This window comes from Campylobacter sp., from assembly GCF_019423325.1.
Classification (GTDB): Bacteria; Campylobacterota; Campylobacteria; order Campylobacterales; family Campylobacteraceae; genus Campylobacter_B.
Window position 1 is genome coordinate 1013526 of record NZ_JAHZBQ010000001.1, and the last position, 15919, is coordinate 1029444.

At 48.9% G+C, this 15919-nt stretch carries 14 protein-coding genes; all 14 read right to left on the bottom strand.

Annotated elements, in window-relative coordinates:
• Window positions 1-179: 179 nt before the first annotated feature.
• Window positions 180-1223, bottom strand: coding sequence for a glycosyltransferase (locus tag QZ367_RS04595; RefSeq protein WP_291938002.1), 1044 nt, complete (start codon window positions 1221-1223; stop codon window positions 180-182).
• Window positions 1220-2485, bottom strand: coding sequence for a glycosyltransferase (locus tag QZ367_RS04600; RefSeq protein WP_291938004.1), 1266 nt, complete (start codon window positions 2483-2485; stop codon window positions 1220-1222). The genes QZ367_RS04595 and QZ367_RS04600 overlap by 4 nt, the downstream gene beginning before the upstream one ends.
• Window positions 2485-3564 (bottom strand): glycosyltransferase family 4 protein, encoded by a 1080-nt coding sequence (locus tag QZ367_RS04605; RefSeq protein ID WP_291938005.1) that lies wholly within the window; start codon window positions 3562-3564, stop codon window positions 2485-2487. The genes QZ367_RS04600 and QZ367_RS04605 overlap by 1 nt, the downstream gene beginning before the upstream one ends.
• Window position 3565: 1 nt before the next feature.
• Window positions 3566-4627, bottom strand: coding sequence for a polysaccharide pyruvyl transferase family protein (locus QZ367_RS04610; protein ID WP_291938007.1), 1062 nt, complete (start codon window positions 4625-4627; stop codon window positions 3566-3568).
• Window positions 4624-6246 carry a Coenzyme F420 hydrogenase/dehydrogenase, beta subunit C-terminal domain gene (locus tag QZ367_RS04615; RefSeq protein WP_291938009.1) on the bottom strand — a complete coding sequence of 541 codons (1623 nt, stop codon included), beginning with the start codon at window positions 6244-6246 and terminating at the stop codon, window positions 4624-4626. The genes QZ367_RS04610 and QZ367_RS04615 overlap by 4 nt, the downstream gene beginning before the upstream one ends.
• Window positions 6243-7781 carry an oligosaccharide flippase family protein gene (locus QZ367_RS04620; protein ID WP_291938011.1) on the bottom strand — a complete coding sequence of 513 codons (1539 nt, stop codon included), beginning with the start codon at window positions 7779-7781 and terminating at the stop codon, window positions 6243-6245. The genes QZ367_RS04615 and QZ367_RS04620 overlap by 4 nt, the downstream gene beginning before the upstream one ends.
• Window positions 7782-7862: 81 nt before the next feature.
• The gene (gene galE / locus QZ367_RS04625) at window positions 7863-8852 is read right to left on the bottom strand and encodes a UDP-glucose 4-epimerase GalE (protein ID WP_291938012.1); all 990 of its coding nucleotides are present in this window, start codon (window positions 8850-8852) and stop codon (window positions 7863-7865) included.
• Window positions 8853-8904: 52 nt separating this feature from the next.
• Window positions 8905-9759: a DNA ligase gene (locus QZ367_RS04630; protein ID WP_291938014.1), complete on the bottom strand. Its 855-nt coding sequence runs from the start codon at window positions 9757-9759 to the stop codon at window positions 8905-8907.
• Entirely contained in the window at window positions 9749-11167 is a 1419-nt protein-coding gene (locus tag QZ367_RS04635) for a 3'-5' exonuclease (protein WP_291938017.1), read from the bottom strand. The genes QZ367_RS04630 and QZ367_RS04635 overlap by 11 nt, the downstream gene beginning before the upstream one ends.
• A 256-nt stretch (window positions 11168-11423) precedes the next feature.
• Window positions 11424-11768 carry a hypothetical protein gene (locus tag QZ367_RS04640; protein ID WP_291938018.1) on the bottom strand — a complete coding sequence of 115 codons (345 nt, stop codon included), beginning with the start codon at window positions 11766-11768 and terminating at the stop codon, window positions 11424-11426.
• 23 nt (window positions 11769-11791) lie between these two features.
• Complete coding sequence (fabI, locus tag QZ367_RS04645) at window positions 11792-12619, bottom strand: enoyl-ACP reductase FabI (protein ID WP_291938020.1); 828 nt, start codon at window positions 12617-12619, stop codon at window positions 11792-11794.
• Window positions 12620-12902: 283 nt separating this feature from the next.
• Complete coding sequence (locus QZ367_RS04650) at window positions 12903-13595, bottom strand: triose-phosphate isomerase (RefSeq protein ID WP_291938022.1); 693 nt, start codon at window positions 13593-13595, stop codon at window positions 12903-12905.
• Window positions 13592-14803, bottom strand: a complete 1212-nt coding sequence (gene pgk / locus QZ367_RS04655) for a phosphoglycerate kinase (protein WP_291938024.1) — start codon at window positions 14801-14803, stop codon at window positions 13592-13594. The genes QZ367_RS04650 and pgk overlap by 4 nt, the downstream gene beginning before the upstream one ends.
• A 1-nt stretch (window position 14804) precedes the next feature.
• On the bottom strand, window positions 14805-15809 hold the full coding sequence (gap, locus tag QZ367_RS04660; RefSeq protein WP_291938027.1) for a type I glyceraldehyde-3-phosphate dehydrogenase: 1005 nt from the start codon (window positions 15807-15809) through the stop codon (window positions 14805-14807).
• Window positions 15810-15919 lie beyond the last annotated feature (110 nt).

Below are 15919 nucleotides of genomic sequence, written 5' to 3' on the forward strand. Positions count from 1 at the left end.
ATGCGCCGCGCCGTTTAAATTTAGCGCATTTTGCGCTGCCTCAAACGGCTAAAATTTCATCGCACGATGCGGCTTTGTAAATTTAAACGTACCGTTTTGCTTGGGCGCAAGAGCCTATCTTAGCACACCGAAGTTTAAATTTAATCCCTGCGCGCCGCTAGGGCATCGATAAGCGGCTGCTATTTGCGCGCAAACCGATCGATCAAGCCCTGCCAGAGCTTAATGATGCGCTCTTGCGAAAACTCGTCTAAATTTTCATTTGCATTTTGCACGAGAGCGTCTCGCAGCTTCTCGTCGCTCATTAAAATTTCGAGCTTGCTCGCAAGTTCATTCGCATCGCCGCATTTAAACAAAATGCCGCTAAAGCCGTCCTTTATGAGCTCTTTTGCGCCCGCCGTGTCGCTGCTAAGCCGTGCGCAGCCGTAAAATGCAGACTCGATCAGCACGTTTGAAAGCCCTTCATTAAGCGAGCTTAGCACAAAAATTTTGGCTTCTTTATACAGCTCGCTCACGTCCTGCTTGTGCCCTAAAAATCGTACTTCAAGCCCGAGCCGCGCCACGAGCTCGCGCAAGCTTTCGCGCAGCGATCCATCGCCCGCAATTAAAATTTCCCACTGCGCAAGCAGGCTTTTATCAATCCCGCTTAGCGCGTCAAAGTAAATTTCATAACCCTTTACGGGCTCGAGTCTGCCGACGCTTAAGATCACGTTTCGCTTGGCGCTTTTTGCGTCGCAGATTTCGCCGAAAAAGGGGTTGTGCACGACGAAGCAGTTTTTGACAAATCGCGAATAGTACTCAAAGTCCGAGCGCGTAAGCACCGTAAGCGCGTCTGCTTTTTTATAGCACAGATCGCGCACGCGGCTAAAAAGCCCGCTTGGCAGATAATCGTGCGCGTTGTGCTCGGTCGCGATGAGCGGGATACCTAGCCCAAAGCTTGCGATCACGCACGCTACGTTCGTCCAGTCCATAAAGCTGATGATGACGCTTGGGCGCTCGCGCTTGAAACACTCGCGCAAAATTCTGTATTTATCGAACCTGCCACCGTTTTTATAAACATCCAGATGCAAAAATTTTATCTTTTCGCTAAATTTATACCTGCCCTCGTCGTTTTCCAAAATCGCGATCGTAACGTCGTTTGCGCGCGCAAAATAATTCGCCAAAACCTGAAGCACGCGCTCGGCGCCGCCGTTTCTAAGAGCCGCGATGACGAATAAAATTTTCATTTTAGCTTCCGATAAATTTTATAAAATAACCGCAAAAGCGCGGGATTTGCGTAAAACAAGACCATCATCAGCGTCTGCGTGCGGCTTGCATGCGTCGCGAAAAATCCAAAATCCAGCCGCTCGCGCACCAAAGCGTGCAGTGAGCGGATCTGATCCGCAGCTTCTGCAGCGCTTAAAGGAGAGCGGGGATCTGCGATCTTTCTTTGCGACGCGGAATTTTGCTCGGAATTTTGCATATAATTTTGCCCGGCGGAATTTTTAACTGCAGAATTTTTACCGCATGCGCAAGATAAACTATCAGCACCGCGTAAATCTGCCTCGTTTGCCAAACTGCACGTATTAGCCTTGGAAGGAGAAGTCGCATTTCCATCCAAGCCTGCAGGATCAAAGCTTGATTTGATGATTAAAAACGCCGTATTCAGCGTGGATTCGCAGCGAGTGAAATTAGCCTCGCGCGCCAAGCTTGGATAATTCACAGCGATCGCCTCAGTATAGCGGCGCACCGCAGCGATGACTGCAAGATGCCTGCGCGCGAATGAGTTTACGGTCGAGCCCGCCCTTACGCGATAAAAATATAAAATTTCATCCGTGCACGCCACAATAGAAGCGTTAAAAATATCAAAAAATATCGCTACATCCTCATAGATCTGCCCCGCAGGAAATCGCAAAGCGGCGAAAATCTCGCGAGCAAACAGCGCGCGCCAAACCGCGGTGCTAAAATACGGATCCTGCGTGCAGCTGCGCCTAAAAAGCTCTTGCGGCGATATTTTGTATTCGCCTGCATTGGCATTTGAATTTGCAGCTCCTCCTGGATCGCTAATCTCTTTAGAATTTTGATTTTCTTTAGAATTTAAAGCCGCCTTGAAATTATTTATTTCGCTCTCGTCGCTAAATGCCGCGTAGCCGCACATAGCGATCTTGGTGCAAAATTTCTGCGTCAGACGAAAAAGCGTCTCAATCAAATCAAGGCTTATCAAATCGTCGCTGTCTACAAAACTAATAAACTCCCCGCGAGCGACATCTAAAGCGGCGTTTCGTGCACTAGCCTGCCCGCCGTTTGGTTTATGCAGCACGCACACACGGGGATCACGCGCGGCGTATTCGTCGCAAATCGCCTCGCTGCCGTCATTTGAGCCATCATCTACGAGTAAAATTTCTAAGTTAGTATAGGTCTGCGCCGTGATGCGCTCCACGCAAGCGCGCAGGAATTCTTTGACATTATAAACGGGGATGATGACCGAGATTAGGGGATTTTCGCTCATTATTCCTCCCTGTGTATCGTAGCGGCTATGAAATCCAACCAGCGTCGCCCGATCGTTTCAATTTTAAAGCTCTCCTCGCGCTTGGAGGCATTTTGCACGAGTCGCTCGCGCAGCTTTTCGTCGCTCATTAGAATTTCAAGCTTTTTAGCGATACTTGCGCTATCGCCTACAGGGCACAAAAACCCATCTATGCCGTCGCTTATAAGCTCGCTAGGACCTGCGATGCAATCTGTGGAAATTCTAGCGGTGCCGAAAAATATACTCTCCATCAAGATATTGCAAAAGCCCTCCATCTTGGAGGTTACGACGACGATTTTAGCGCGTTCATATAAGCTTTCGATATCGCGCACAAAGCCGATGAACTGCACATTTAAGCGCAGCTTCGCAGCTAGGCTCTCAAGGCTCTTTCGCTCCTCTCCGTCGCCTGCGATCACCACCTTCCACTCTTTTAAAAGATTGAAATCTATAAGCGCAAGCGCCTTAAGAAGGACATCAAAGCCCTTATAGACATTGAGCCGGCCAGCTGCTAGGATGATATTTTCTTTAGGCGGGCGGGCTTCTTTAGCATGGCTGATCTCAAACATCGGATTAGGCATAATCACTCGATTTTGCACATATGTGTAATGATCCAGATCAAATTTACTAAGCACACTAAGACCTGCAGCTTGCGGATAAAAGATCCGCTTTAGCGCGCGCCAGATCGGACTTTTTAAAAAACGATGATTGGTGTGTTCGGAGACGATGATTTTCTGCCCAACTCCAAGATTTGCGATAAGCGTAAGGACATTGGTATTATCTAAAAACGAGATTACTACGTCAAATTTACGATTTTTTAGAAGCCTGTGCAAGGCTAAAATTTTATCGTAGCGCTTTTTTATATTGCCAAATACTCCTAAATCGCCTACTCCTAAATCCAAGCTAATAAGCTCGATCTTATGATCCAGCGCGTAAAACGGCTCATCTGCGTCAAATTTTATCACACAGACCTCATTCTCGCGGCAGAAAAAATTTGCCAGCACGCTTAGCACGCGCTCGGCACCACCCTTGCCTAAAGCAGAAATTACCATAGCTATTTTCATTTTATGAGCCTAAACTTATTTTTAAAAATTTCATCGAATCCTCTCTTTTACGGCGCAACGCCTCATTTACGCCATCCCAATCGATAGTAGCGTTAAAGCGCGCGTCTTTGGGATCTTGCAAAGCCCTATCTTCAAGCCCGAATAAGCCCAAAAGCGAGCTAAAGCGCGACGCACCGCGACTAGCGTTAACGAGCACAAAAAACGGCTTATTAAAGATTATGGAAAATACGCAGCCGTGAAATGAATCGGTTAGCACAAACTCCGCGCCCGCAATAGCGCTTAGCCACGCTTTTATGCCGATGCGGTTGCCGCGGTCGTTCACCTCATCTATCTCTAGTCCGCTTTGCTTCTTTAGTAGCTCTATCACCGCTTCTGAGCGAGGCGATGGATCTAGGATATAGGCAAAGCCCTTGCGCTTTGACGCATGGCTTAAAAATTTATCATAAATCTCTTTGTTAGCCAAAAGTGTAGGATCCAGTACCAAGTGCGCATCTACGCCAAAGCATTCGCGTGCAATCTTTGCACCATCGCACTCGCGCACCGAAATAGCTTTAAATTTAGCCAAATTTGCAACGTGAGCTTTTAAATCTGCGGGGTTTTTAAGCCCACAGAGCCTATCTCCGCCGAAGCTTGCGGCATAGGCGATCCGCGTGCAGTTAGGCGGCAAAAATCCAAGGCTAAAGCAATCTGCAAAATCCGCAAAATAGCTAGGACGAAAAACCTGATCGCTTCCTAAAATCACCGCTTCAAAGCGTTCTTTCTCGCACAGCGCCTTTAAATCCGCAGGCGTGCAAACAGGCGCGGTTAAAGGGATATTTTCTGTCACAAACTCGCTAGTATCGCGCTCGTAAGAGGGATTAAATTTCGCGCCGCGAAGCTCCTTTTTTATCGTGCGCGCCACTAAAAATTTAAGATATGCAATCGATAGTTTGCTTCTTTGCAGGCGCAAGTTTATGAGCCATGGCTCATGCCCAAGCTCCACTAGCACGCGGCTTAGCGCATAAGCTTGTAAAATTCCGCCATAATTATTTACTAGCGGCAGGGTAAAAATCCCGATCTTCATGCAAACTTCCTATAAATTTTATATGCCGCGATCTTTGGTAGCGCCAAAAGCGCTAGCACTTTATTCGCAGCGGCAATTTTTTTAAGCCTAGCAGCGATGAAATCATCACAATCAAAATGCGTAGCGCTATATCGCTGGATCTGAAGCTTCTGGCGCAAGATGTAGCGCCTAAGCGGATTTTTCGCGCCATAGAAAATTTCGTTTTTACACTCTACCTGGCTTTGCTGCGAGCGCTGCACCTCTGCTGCGGATATCCGCTCGCAAAAAATCGCCTCGCGTGCCTGCTTCGTAGGCTGCGAAAATAGCGCGTCGATCTGAGCTGCGCGCGTAATTACGAGCGACGTGCCGCGCCACTCGCTCATTTCGCTTTTCAGCCACGCATCCATCAGCACGACGTCGGCGCATTTGGCAAAAACGTCGGTGCAGGCGTTGCACGCAAGAGGCGTAAAAGCGCGCGAGCTCCAGTATGCAAAGGCGCTACTACTGCGATCGTCTATCGCCTCACTGCCGTCTGCAGCGCGGAATTTAAAGCCAAAGCTCATCGCACTTTTGCCCGCGATTTTATATCTGTAATTAACCGCCGCGAGCTGCTTACGCTCTTTAAACGCAAGATCTGCCAGCTTATGCGTAAAACTAGCACCCTTGCCTTGCCCGCAAACCAGCCCAATAATAAAGCTTATGCGGGATTTAAGGCGCGGATTTTTACTCGCAGCAAGCCTTAAGGCCTTGGCAAAACACGGCAGCGCGCTAATCGCGTATCTACCCTCACGGCGCGACATCTCCTTTAGCACTGCTTCAAGCGTGAGCGGATAGTAAGCGGACGAGCGCGCACGAGTAAGCTCATCGGCATTTTTTATCACGCTAAATTTAAATAGCGGCACGGAATTTTCGCCCGCATAATTTCGCGCGTTTTTGGAATTCTCGCAAGCAAAATTCTGCGTTGATACGGAATTTTTACAAGAAGCTTTAGAATTCTGCGTGGAATTTTCATTTGTAAAATTCTGCACGGAATTCTGCGTAAAATTTTCGCAAGAAGAATTTTGCGCACTCGTAAAATTTATAGAATCATCATCTGTCAAATTCTGCGTTAAATTTACCATTACGGAATTCTGCTCGGAATTTTTGGTTGCGGAATTTTGCAAATTCTGTGGCTGCGCTAAATTATTGCAGGCAGAAAAATCACGCTTGGAATTTTGGGCTATAAAATCCCCCTCGTCCGCGGGCACGGCGCAAATCGCGTAATCTATGAGCCCGCGCGCAAAAAGCTCGCGAAAAATATAATCTCCCGCGCCGCCGCTTGCACTGCTTAGGCGCTGCGCTTCATCTTTTTTGTAGAATTTGTAAGTGGCTAAAAACCTGCCAAAATCTGGGCTAAAGCTTTCCAACTCTGAGTATGATTTAGAATTTAGCTCATTTTCAAGCATGTCTTTTTCGTAAAACGGGCAGACTTTTAGACAAATATCGCATTTGTCGCGACACCCTTCGCCCTCCTCGGGCGCGTAAAATCCATTGCCTCCAAGCCGCATTTTTAGCACGCTAAAAGGGCAGCTGCTCACACAGACGCCGCAGCCGATACAGCGGTCTTTCGTAACCACTTCGCTAATTACATTGAAGCTCAAGCCCGCCTCCTTATCTTAGCCGCAATGCCACCAAAAATCGCGCGCTCGTAATCGTTCATCGCCCAAAAATACGCGCTTAGCACAAACATAGCCGAATAAAGCCCGCCGCAAATTAGCAAAAAGCTCACTCCGTGCAAGCCTAATGCGTAATTTATCGCTAGGCTTGCTGCGATTGCAGGAGCAAATTTTACTACCATCGCGCCGATATTTCGCCAGAATTTAGCGATGTCAAGTCCGATTACACGAGCATAGTAGATATTCATCACGCAGATATTTAGCAAGGTGATCGCAAAAGCCGTACCGCACGCAGCGCCCACGCCACCGTAAGCCTTAGCTAGCGGGATAGAAATAGCGATATTTACGAGCGTGACGCAAAACGCGGCGATTGAGCGAAATTTGACTTTATTTTTTGCCTGAAGCACGGCTAGGCCTAAATTTTGAATCAACGGCACGCTTACTGGAAGCACCAAAATAAGCGCGATTGCGTATGAAATTTCATAATTTGCGCCAGCCCATAGCACGATAAACTCCCGTCCAAAAATCACCAAAAGCGACTCGATAAAAAATATCACGTAAAATTGCAGCCTGCCTATTTTGATAAATTCCGCGCTAAGCTCGGAATCGGTGGAGTTTGCAGAGACCATTTTGGCGATTTTAGGAAGCATCACGCCGCTAATGGTGAGCGAAAGCGTGACGAAAGTGGCATTTATCGTGCTTGCTACGGCATACGTGGAGACCGCCGTAGCGCCTGCTACAGCGCCTAAGATAAAATTATCGACATTCCAGTTTACTTGATCGACTACGATGCCTAAAAATATAAAAAACGAGTAGCCAAAAATTTGCTTAAGCGTGGAGGCGTCGAAATTTCGTACGCTTATCACGGGCGAGACTTTGCTCTTGCAGTAGATGAAATCTGCCGCGACGCAGATTAAATTTACCACCGTAGCGATGATTACGATCGCGATAGCCTTATATCCCAAAAGTAGCGCAGGCACCGCAGCTAGCGGTAGAGCGATCGTACGAAAGATCCCAATTAGCTTGATAAATACGAAATTCTCATGCGCCGTAAGGATCGACGAATAGATGCTAAAAGGAAAGCTAATCGCTAAATTTGCAGTTAGCAGCATTAGCATAATGCGAATTTCACCCATCTCGCTAGCGCTTAGCTTAGCGCCAAAAATCGCGTGCAGATTAGCTAGCAGCGCAGCTCCTGCAAGCGCGATCACCGCGCTCATTACCAAATACACACTAAAGATCGTACCATGCAGCTTATGCATGCGCTCCACTTCGCCGCTTGAGGCGTATTTGGCGGTATAGACCGTCACGGCATTACCGAAACCCAAATCCAAAATCGCCAAATAGCCGATAACGCTACTCGCTAAAGAATATAGCCCAAACTCGCTCTGCCCCAGCGCCCGCAGAAAAAACGGCGTATAAACCAAAGTAAGTATCGTAGAAACAAAGATATTCACATACGATAGCACGACGCCGAGCTTGCGCTGCGCGGCTTCGGGGGCGTTTAGAATTTTAAGCAAACAAGGCTTCCTTTTGCTCGCCGCGATTAAACGCGGCGGAGTAAAATTTTAAAATTTCAAATCGCACTTTCACGCTAGAACCTAGAGCTTCTTTTCCCAATTAAGCGCGCTTAGGATGATTTCATCCAGGCTCTCGTGCTCGGGATGCCAAGAGGTTTTGGTGCGAATTTTATCCGCATTTGAGATGAGGCAGGCAGGATCGCCGGCTCTGCGCGGAGCGATTTCCACTTTAAAATCCACGCCGCTTACTTTTTTAGCTTCATTAACGACCTCTTTTACGCTAAAGCCCGTGCCATATCCTACGTTAAAGACCGCGCTGTCGTTACTTTGCAGATAATCAAGCACCGCCAGATGCGCGCTTGCGAGGTCTTCTACGTGGATGTAGTCGCGTATGCAGGTGCCGTCCTTGGTGTCGTAGTCATCACCGAAAATGCTCATCTTATCGCGCTTGCCGACGATAGTTTGGGTCGCTACCTTAATTAGATGCGTCGCGTTTGGATAGTTCTGCCCGATCGTGCCGTCGCTAGCCGCACCTGCAACGTTGAAGTAGCGCAAAATTCCATATTTAAAATTCGGATTTGCCGCTGCCGCGTCTTTTAGTACCCACTCGACCATCAGCTTGCTTCTGCCGTACGGATTGATCGGATTTTGCGGAGTTTCCTCGCTTACCTGCGGGACGCCTGGCTCGCCGTAGGTCGCCGCAGTGGAGCTAAAGATAAAGTCTTTCACGCCGTATTTGTTCGCAAGCGCGATCAAATTCATCGCGTTGGCGGTGTTGTTTAGATAGTATTTTAGCGGATTTTGCGTGCTTTCAAAAACCTCGATAAACGCCGCAAAGTGAATGATCGCATCAAACTTCTCGCGTTTAAAAAGTTTCTCGATTGCGGGGGTGTTTTCTAGGCTTTCCTGTACGAACTCAAACTCGCCTATCTTGCGAAGCGCCTCGATCGCTCGCATCGAGCCTTTGCAAAGATTATCCAGTATGACGACGTCGTGGCGGTTCGCTTCTAAAAGCGCCTTTGCGACGTGGCTGCCGATGTATCCCGCGCCGCCGGTGATTAAAATTTTCATCTATTCTCCTTCGGATCAAATTTATCAAAATACGCGATTATAGCCCCTTAGATTAAATCGCTGGTCGCACGCGCAAAAATACGGGGAAGCGCGGCTTTTTCTCGCGGGTTAGGTTTTGGTATTGATAGGTGATGATCGTGCCCACCTTAGGCGGATTTTCCCGCATTTCGTCGCTAAAGCCCGTGCCTACTTTAAATTTCGCTCCGCTACGTAGATCCACGCAGCTAAGCGAGCCCATCTTGCCCTCGTTTTTGCCGTAGCCCGGATTGATTTTTACGACCTTGCAATCGCTATCGTGCGTCTTTTTGTATTTTAAAATTTTATCGCTGCGCCCGCTCTCATAAAGCGCGTTTGGATCGCGCAGCACGACGCCTTCGCCGCCTGCTGCGATAACGCGATCAAAATACGCCTGCACGTCGGCATGCGTGCTTACCGGAGTTTGCTGCACGATGAGTAAATTTTGCGCACCGCTTGAGGCGATAAAATTTCTTAAAATTTCCATCTTCGCGCTTAAGTTTTTCTGCTCCTTCGGCAGGTCAAACGCGTAAAATTTTACCCTGCTCCAGCGCTCATCGGGCACGCTAGAAGAGACGATCGAGACGAGCTGCTCAAACTCGCCGCGCGCCGTGTATAGCTCACCGTCCACGAAAAACGGCGGAAAGCCCGCGCTCCAGCCCTCGGGGGCGTTTATGATCTTGCCGCGCCTAGAGCGCAGATTTTTGCCGTCCCAGATCGCGCGCACGCCGTCTAGCTTCTCGCTGATCACCCAGCCCGTGATATTCATGCCGGGGACGTATTCTTTAAGCAGCATCGGTTTAAATTTAGCCTCGTCCGCGACCGCGCCGCAGAGCAAAAACAGCGCACCCAAAACCGCGCCTTTTAAAATTTTAAAAATTTCACTTCGCATATGCCGCTAGCTCCCTTTCTATGAAGTCGCAAAAAACGGGCGTATAGCTCATGCCCGCGCACTCTTTTTGCAAAAATTCGCCCATCACCGCGATGTAATTCAGATAGTCGTCCTTGGTGATCTTGCCGCGCAAAAGCTCGTATTTCAAAAACAGCCAGTAGGTGTTAAGCACGTCGGATCTGCAGTACTCGTCGATCTTGGCCTGCTCGCCGCCGTAATACAGCTGCAGTACCTGATCGCCGTGCACGTCGTATTTACCGGGAAGGCCCACGCTGGCGCAGATATGATCGAGCTTGAGCCCGCGCACGGCGCCAAAATCGCTGATGTGATCGAGAAGATCCAGATGGAACCGCCCGTCGTAGCGGCTGCGGTAGTTCTCCCATTTGCTCTTGTTGTTATCGCGATCGTTCGTCTCAAAATACGCCGCGGCGCTTAGATCGTAGCACATCGCGCGCGCCATAATCATCGGCAGATCGAACCCGCGCCCGTTGAAGCTCACGAGCCGCGGATTAAAATCCTCGATGAAGGCTAGGAATTTTGCGATTTTATCGCGCTCGCTCTCGCCATCAAGCGTCGAGACGCGCAAAAACCTGCCGAAGCCGTCCGCCATCACGGCGCTAATGCTAACGACGCGGTGGAAACAGACGGGCAGGAACTCGCTGCCGGTTTTTTCTTTGAAAATCTCCATCGCCCTAAGCGAGAGCAATTTGTGGTTTAAAATTTTGCTTTTATCCGCATTAAAGATCAATTGCTCGCCGTAAATTTTAAAATTTAGCGCGTTTGACGCGAGATCTTGCGCGGAGTTTAAAGCGAGATTTTTGCTCTTTGAGCTTTGGGATGCGAAGCTTTGAGGCATAGAGCTTTCCGCCGCGGAATTCTGAGGCGCGGGGCTTCGGAGCGCGGAATTTTCTACCGCGGAGCCCTGTGCTGCGGAGCTTTGAGGCACGGTATCGTCGTAGGTTAAATTTAGCGACGCGGAATTTTTAGACGTCGTATTTTGCGACGCTAGATTTTGCTCTATGGAATTCAATGCGGAATTTTGCTCGGAATTTCGTGCCTTGGAATTTTCCTTCAAATTCTGCACTATAAAATTTTGTTCAGCGAGATTTTCACTCGCGAAGCTTTGAGGCACGGCGTCTTGTTGCGTAAAATTCTGAGGTACAGAATTTTGCTCGGAATTTTCAATTTTAGAATTCTGCTCTGCCGAATTTACAGCAAAATTTAAAGACGCGCTTTGCTTCTCGCCGCCGATCTTTTGCGAGAGCTGCGCGTCAAGAAGCTTTGCGAAGCTTTTTTTATCGAAAGGCTCAAAGCAGTCCGCGATCGCGTCCTCATCCAGCACCCGCACCAGCGCCGCTACGTCTGGGATCGTCTCGCAGTCGAATACGCAGATATAATCCTTTTTCATCAAGCTCCTTCCTGGCGGTTTTTGCCGCTTTTTTCAAAAACAGCTCTGAAATAATCTTCTATCTCCATGCCGTTTTTAGGTATGCTCGCTAGACCTAGCTCCTCGCTCATCCAAGGTTTTCATTGCCGCTTCCAATCTTAAAATTTTACGCTGCCGTATTTTCGCGGCAAAAGGGGCGTGCGCGGAGGCGCGGCAAATTTCGCTACCGCTCGCTGCGGCGTAATTACCGTACACGAAAGCGCGCCGGCCGTTAAATTTATCCTTCGATCAAGCGCTTAATGTCTGGCAAAATCTCGCCGGACGCCTCGCAAATCCTGCTTCGCAGCACGCTAAAATCGCCGCAGTAATCACCCAGAAGCTGCAAAATGTCACCTCTGATGGCTTGTGAGCGCTCGCTCAGAAGTAGCTCCTGCAAAAGGGCGAAAATTTCGCTCTCATGCGCCAGCGCGCAGCCGTAGTATGGATCAAGGTAATAATCTAGACACAACAGAAGCGAGGCTTTCTCTGCCTCGTCATCACCTCGCAAAACGGCGGCGATGCCCTCTATGCCGCCCTCTGCTATCCGTCTATGACTATCGTCGTAAAAAACTGCGCGCGTCAAATTTAGCCTTTTTACCTGTCGTTTTACTCGGTCTTGGCCGCATCCCACGCGAGGATCGTCTTACCTTCGGCGTCGGTAGCTACGTCGCCCATGCCCATGATATTGTAGCCGCAGTCGACGTAGTGCACCTCGCCGGTCACGCCGCTAGCTAGGTCGCTAAGTAGATACATCGCGCTGTTGCCGACGTCATGCGTCGTGACGTTGCGTTTTAGCGGGCTGTTTACTTCGTTGTAGCGCAAAATCATCCTAAAGTCGCCGATTCCGCTTGCGGCAAGCGTTTTGATAGGGCCCGCACTGATAGCGTTTACGCGGATGCCGCGTGCGCCAAGATCGTGAGCGAGATAGCGCACAGAGCTTTCAAGAGCCGCTTTTGCAACGCCCATTACGTTGTAGTGAGGCACAAATTTCGGTCCGCCAAGATATGTAAGAGTAAGTACCGAGCCGCCCTCTTTTAGCACCGGAAGCACCGCGCGCGTAAGGCTTAGCAGCGAATACACGCTCGTGCCCATCGCGATATCAAACGCCTCTTTTGTAGTGTTTACAAACTCACCTTCAAGCGCTTCTTTCGGCGCATAGGCTACGGCATGCACGACAAAATCAATCTCGCCCAGGTCTGCTTTGATGCGATCTGCAAGACCGTCAAGGTGAGCTGGGTTGTTTACGTCAAGCTCATAGACGAATTTGCTTTCAAACTCCTCAGCGATCGGCTCTACACGTTTTTTCAGCGCGTCGTTTAGGTAGGTAAACGCCATCTGCGCACCCTGTTCGTAGCAAGCTTCGGCGATACCGTAAGCGATGGATTTGGCGTTAGCGACGCCGACGATGAGGCCTTTTTTTCCTTTTAAAATCATTATTTCTCCTTTAAAATTTGCTTGGCTTTTGAGCGCTTTTTGGCGATTTTGTTAAAATTTTGCTCGGCAGACCATCCGTCTAGCCTACGCAAAATTTTAACTGCAAAGCCCCAAAAATCATCTCAAAATCCTACGCAATTTGAAATTTACAAAATTCGACAAAACGCCAAATTTAATAGCGGCAGTATCGTGAGATGGATTTTAATGTTGTGTAGAAATTTTAAGTCAAGACTAGGCGCATAGCCTGTCGCAGACTTAAAATTTCCAACTCATTAAAAGACGCTCACGAGACAACGCGTATAAGCTCCAAAAATTTCGATGCATCCCAGCTCGCCGTCCCCACTAGCACCCCGTCGCAACCTCTTATCGCGCAAATTTTTGCGATATTTTCAGCATTCACGCTGCCGCCGTAAAGTAGCGGCGCGGGGCTTTTAGCACGCAAGAAATTTAGCATTCTTTCGATCTGCTCGCACTGCGCGCTTCTGCCAGTGCCGATCGCCCAGACGGGCTCGTAGGCTAGTACTAAGCTCGGATATTTCAGATCGATACCCTCAAGCTGTGTCGCTACAAACTCCTCGCTGCGGTTTTGCGCAAATGCCGCCTCATCCTCGCCGACGCAAAAAACGATGCGCCAGCCCTGCGCTGCGGCAAAACTGAATTTCTCTCTTATCAGCTCCGCGCTCTCGCCCAAAATGGCGCGCCGCTCGCTGTGTCCGATAAGAACGGTTTTGATGTCGAATTCCGCCAGCATATCGCCACCGATCTCGCCCGTAAAGCTGCCGTGCGCGGCAGGATAGAAATTTTGCGCGCCTTGAGTAAAATTTTTCACTTTCGCGCAAAATGCGCTAGCAGGAGGAAAAACCAAAATTTCATCCTCGCGCGAAATTAGGCCCGCTAAGCCTTCATCTAAAGCTTTAGCGTACTGCTCAAAGCTAGCTCGGGTATGGTTGCATTTAAGATTCGCCGCCAGTATCATCGCAGCTCCGTTTTAGCAGTAAGCACTCGCACGCCCGGCAGCTCCTTGCCTTCGATGAGTTCTAAGCTCGCACCGCCTCCGGTAGAAATAAAAGTCATATCATCAGCGTTGCCCGCGCGTTCGACGACATCTGCAGTATCGCCACCGCCCACTACGGTCGTGGCGTCACTATCTGCGATCGCGTGCGATATATGCAGGCTGCCGCGAGCGAATTTATCGATCTCAAAAACTCCCATCGGTCCGTTCCACCAGATCGTTTGTGCATCGTCTAAGGCTTCTTTAAAAAGCGCTACGGTCGCAGGTCCGATATCTAGCCCCATCCAATCGCTTGGAATTTCTTGGACGGTAACCTTTTTTGTAACGGCGTCTTGCGAGCATTGCGGAGCTGCGACGGCATCGACGGGGATATAAATTTTGACCCCAAGCTCGCGAGCATTGCGGAGAATATTTTTTGCTTCCTCGATTAGATCCTCTTCGAGCAAAGATTTACCGATGTCATATCCGACGGCTTTTAAAAACGTAAACGCCATGCCGCCTCCGATGATGAGCTTATCGACTTTAGGAAGTAAATTTTTAAGCGCCTGAAGCTTGCCGCTTACTTTGCTGCCGCCCGTTACGGCTACGAAAGGACGCGCAGGATCTTTAATAAGGTCTTTGGCGAATTTTATCTCTTTTAGCAGCAAAAATCCCGCCGCCTTATGCGCCTCATCGTAGAATTTCGTAATCGCCTCTACCGAAGCATGCGCGCGGTGGCATACGCCAAAAGCATCGTTGATATAAAATTCCGCATAGCTCGCAAGCCTCTTAGCTAGTGCTTCGTCGTTTTTGCTCTCGCCCTTTTCGAAGCGCAGATTATCTAGCAAAAGCACTTCGCCCTTTTTAAGCGAATTTACCGCAGCTCCAGCTTCCTCGCCCGCGACATCAGAGACAAATTTTATCTCGCGTTCTAAAAGCCTAGATAGCCTCTTTACCACAGGCTTTAGGCTAAGTCTTTCTTCGTATCCGTTTTTCGGGCGTCCTAAGTGGCTGGCTAAAATTACCGCGCAGCCCTCGTCTAAGCAATATTTAATCGTAGGGATAGACGAACGGATACGACGATCGTCCGTAATATTGCAAAACTCATCCATCGGCACGTTAAAATCGCACCTGATAAAAACGCGCGCGCCGTTTTTGAATTTCAAATCTTTAATCGAAAGAATTTCACCCATCTTATTTCCTTCTTTTTGCCGCATATAAGGCTAAATCGATGAGGCGCTCGCTATATCCCCACTCGTTGTCATACCAGCTCATCACTTTTATAAGATTACCGTCAATTACCTGCGTGCAGTCGCTAGCTACAATGCTGGAGTATTCTGAGGTACAAAAATCGCTGCTGACACGGCTATCGTCGTCTACGAGCAAAATTCCTTTCATCTCTTTAGCGGCATAGCGGCGGAAAATTTCATTTAGCTCCTCAGCACTCGTCTGTTTACGCGTTAGCACCGTTAGATCAACCATCGAAACGTTAGCCACCGGCACGCGCACCGATTGTCCGTGCATCTTACCGCTTAGCTGCGGAAGTACCTTACTAATCGCTTTTGCCGCACCCGTCGTGGTCGGAGCGATATTAAGAGCCGCGGCGCGTGAACGGCGAAAATCCTTGGCTTTTACATCGACTAGACTCTGTCCATGTGTATAGGCGTGAATCGTCGTCATCAGACCCTTTTCGATACCAAGCTCATCGTCTAAAATTTTTGCAATCGGAGCCAGGCCGTTAGTGGTGCAGCTAGCGTTTGAGATGACGCGCTGTCCTGCATAAGCGCCCTCATTAACGCCGATTACGAAAGTAGGCGTATCATCCTTGGCAGGCGCGCTCATTACGACTACGCCGATACCGTTATCTATGAACGGCTTGCATTTTTCGCTCGTTAAAAACGCACCAGTACATTCAAGCACAGCTTCTGCACCATCGCCCGCAAAATCAAGCTCCGCAGGCTCTCTGGTGGAATAGACGCGGATTTTTTTGCCGTCTACGGCTATGCATTCGTCGCTTAGAATTTCTACTTTTTTACGAAACTCGCCGTGAACAGTGTCGTATTGAAGCAGGTATCTCGTAAGCTCGCGCTTAGCGGTATCGTTGATCGCCACAAGCTCCACATCGTCCCTGCTTAGCGCAATTCTAGCCGCGCACCTACCGATCCTTCCAAAGCCGTTAATTGCGATTTTTACTGCCATAAGGTTCTCCTTATCTGGGATGTTTTCAGCTGGAATTTTACTAAATTTGGGTTAATCTTTGATTAAATAAAAAGTCGCGAAATCTAGGATTTACTTTTTGGCTATATAAT

Coding starts and splice junctions, on each gene's coding strand:
- QZ367_RS04595 (WP_291938002.1), bottom strand. CDS start 1,223: ATGAAAATTTTATTCGTCATCGCGGCTCTTAGAAACGGCGGCGCCGAG.
- QZ367_RS04600 (WP_291938004.1), bottom strand. CDS start 2,485: ATGAGCGAAAATCCCCTAATCTCGGTCATCATCCCCGTTTATAATGTC.
- QZ367_RS04605 (WP_291938005.1), bottom strand. CDS start 3,564: ATGAAAATAGCTATGGTAATTTCTGCTTTAGGCAAGGGTGGTGCCGAG.
- QZ367_RS04610 (WP_291938007.1), bottom strand. CDS start 4,627: ATGAAGATCGGGATTTTTACCCTGCCGCTAGTAAATAATTATGGCGGA.
- galE (WP_291938012.1), bottom strand. CDS start 8,852: ATGAAAATTTTAATCACCGGCGGCGCGGGATACATCGGCAGCCACGTC.
- QZ367_RS04630 (WP_291938014.1), bottom strand. CDS start 9,759: ATGCGAAGTGAAATTTTTAAAATTTTAAAAGGCGCGGTTTTGGGTGCG.
- QZ367_RS04635 (WP_291938017.1), bottom strand. CDS start 11,167: ATGAAAAAGGATTATATCTGCGTATTCGACTGCGAGACGATCCCAGAC.
- fabI (WP_291938020.1), bottom strand. CDS start 12,619: ATGATTTTAAAAGGAAAAAAAGGCCTCATCGTCGGCGTCGCTAACGCC.
- QZ367_RS04650 (WP_291938022.1), bottom strand. CDS start 13,595: ATGATACTGGCGGCGAATCTTAAATGCAACCATACCCGAGCTAGCTTT.
- pgk (WP_291938024.1), bottom strand. CDS start 14,803: ATGGGTGAAATTCTTTCGATTAAAGATTTGAAATTCAAAAACGGCGCG.
- gap (WP_291938027.1), bottom strand. CDS start 15,809: ATGGCAGTAAAAATCGCAATTAACGGCTTTGGAAGGATCGGTAGGTGC.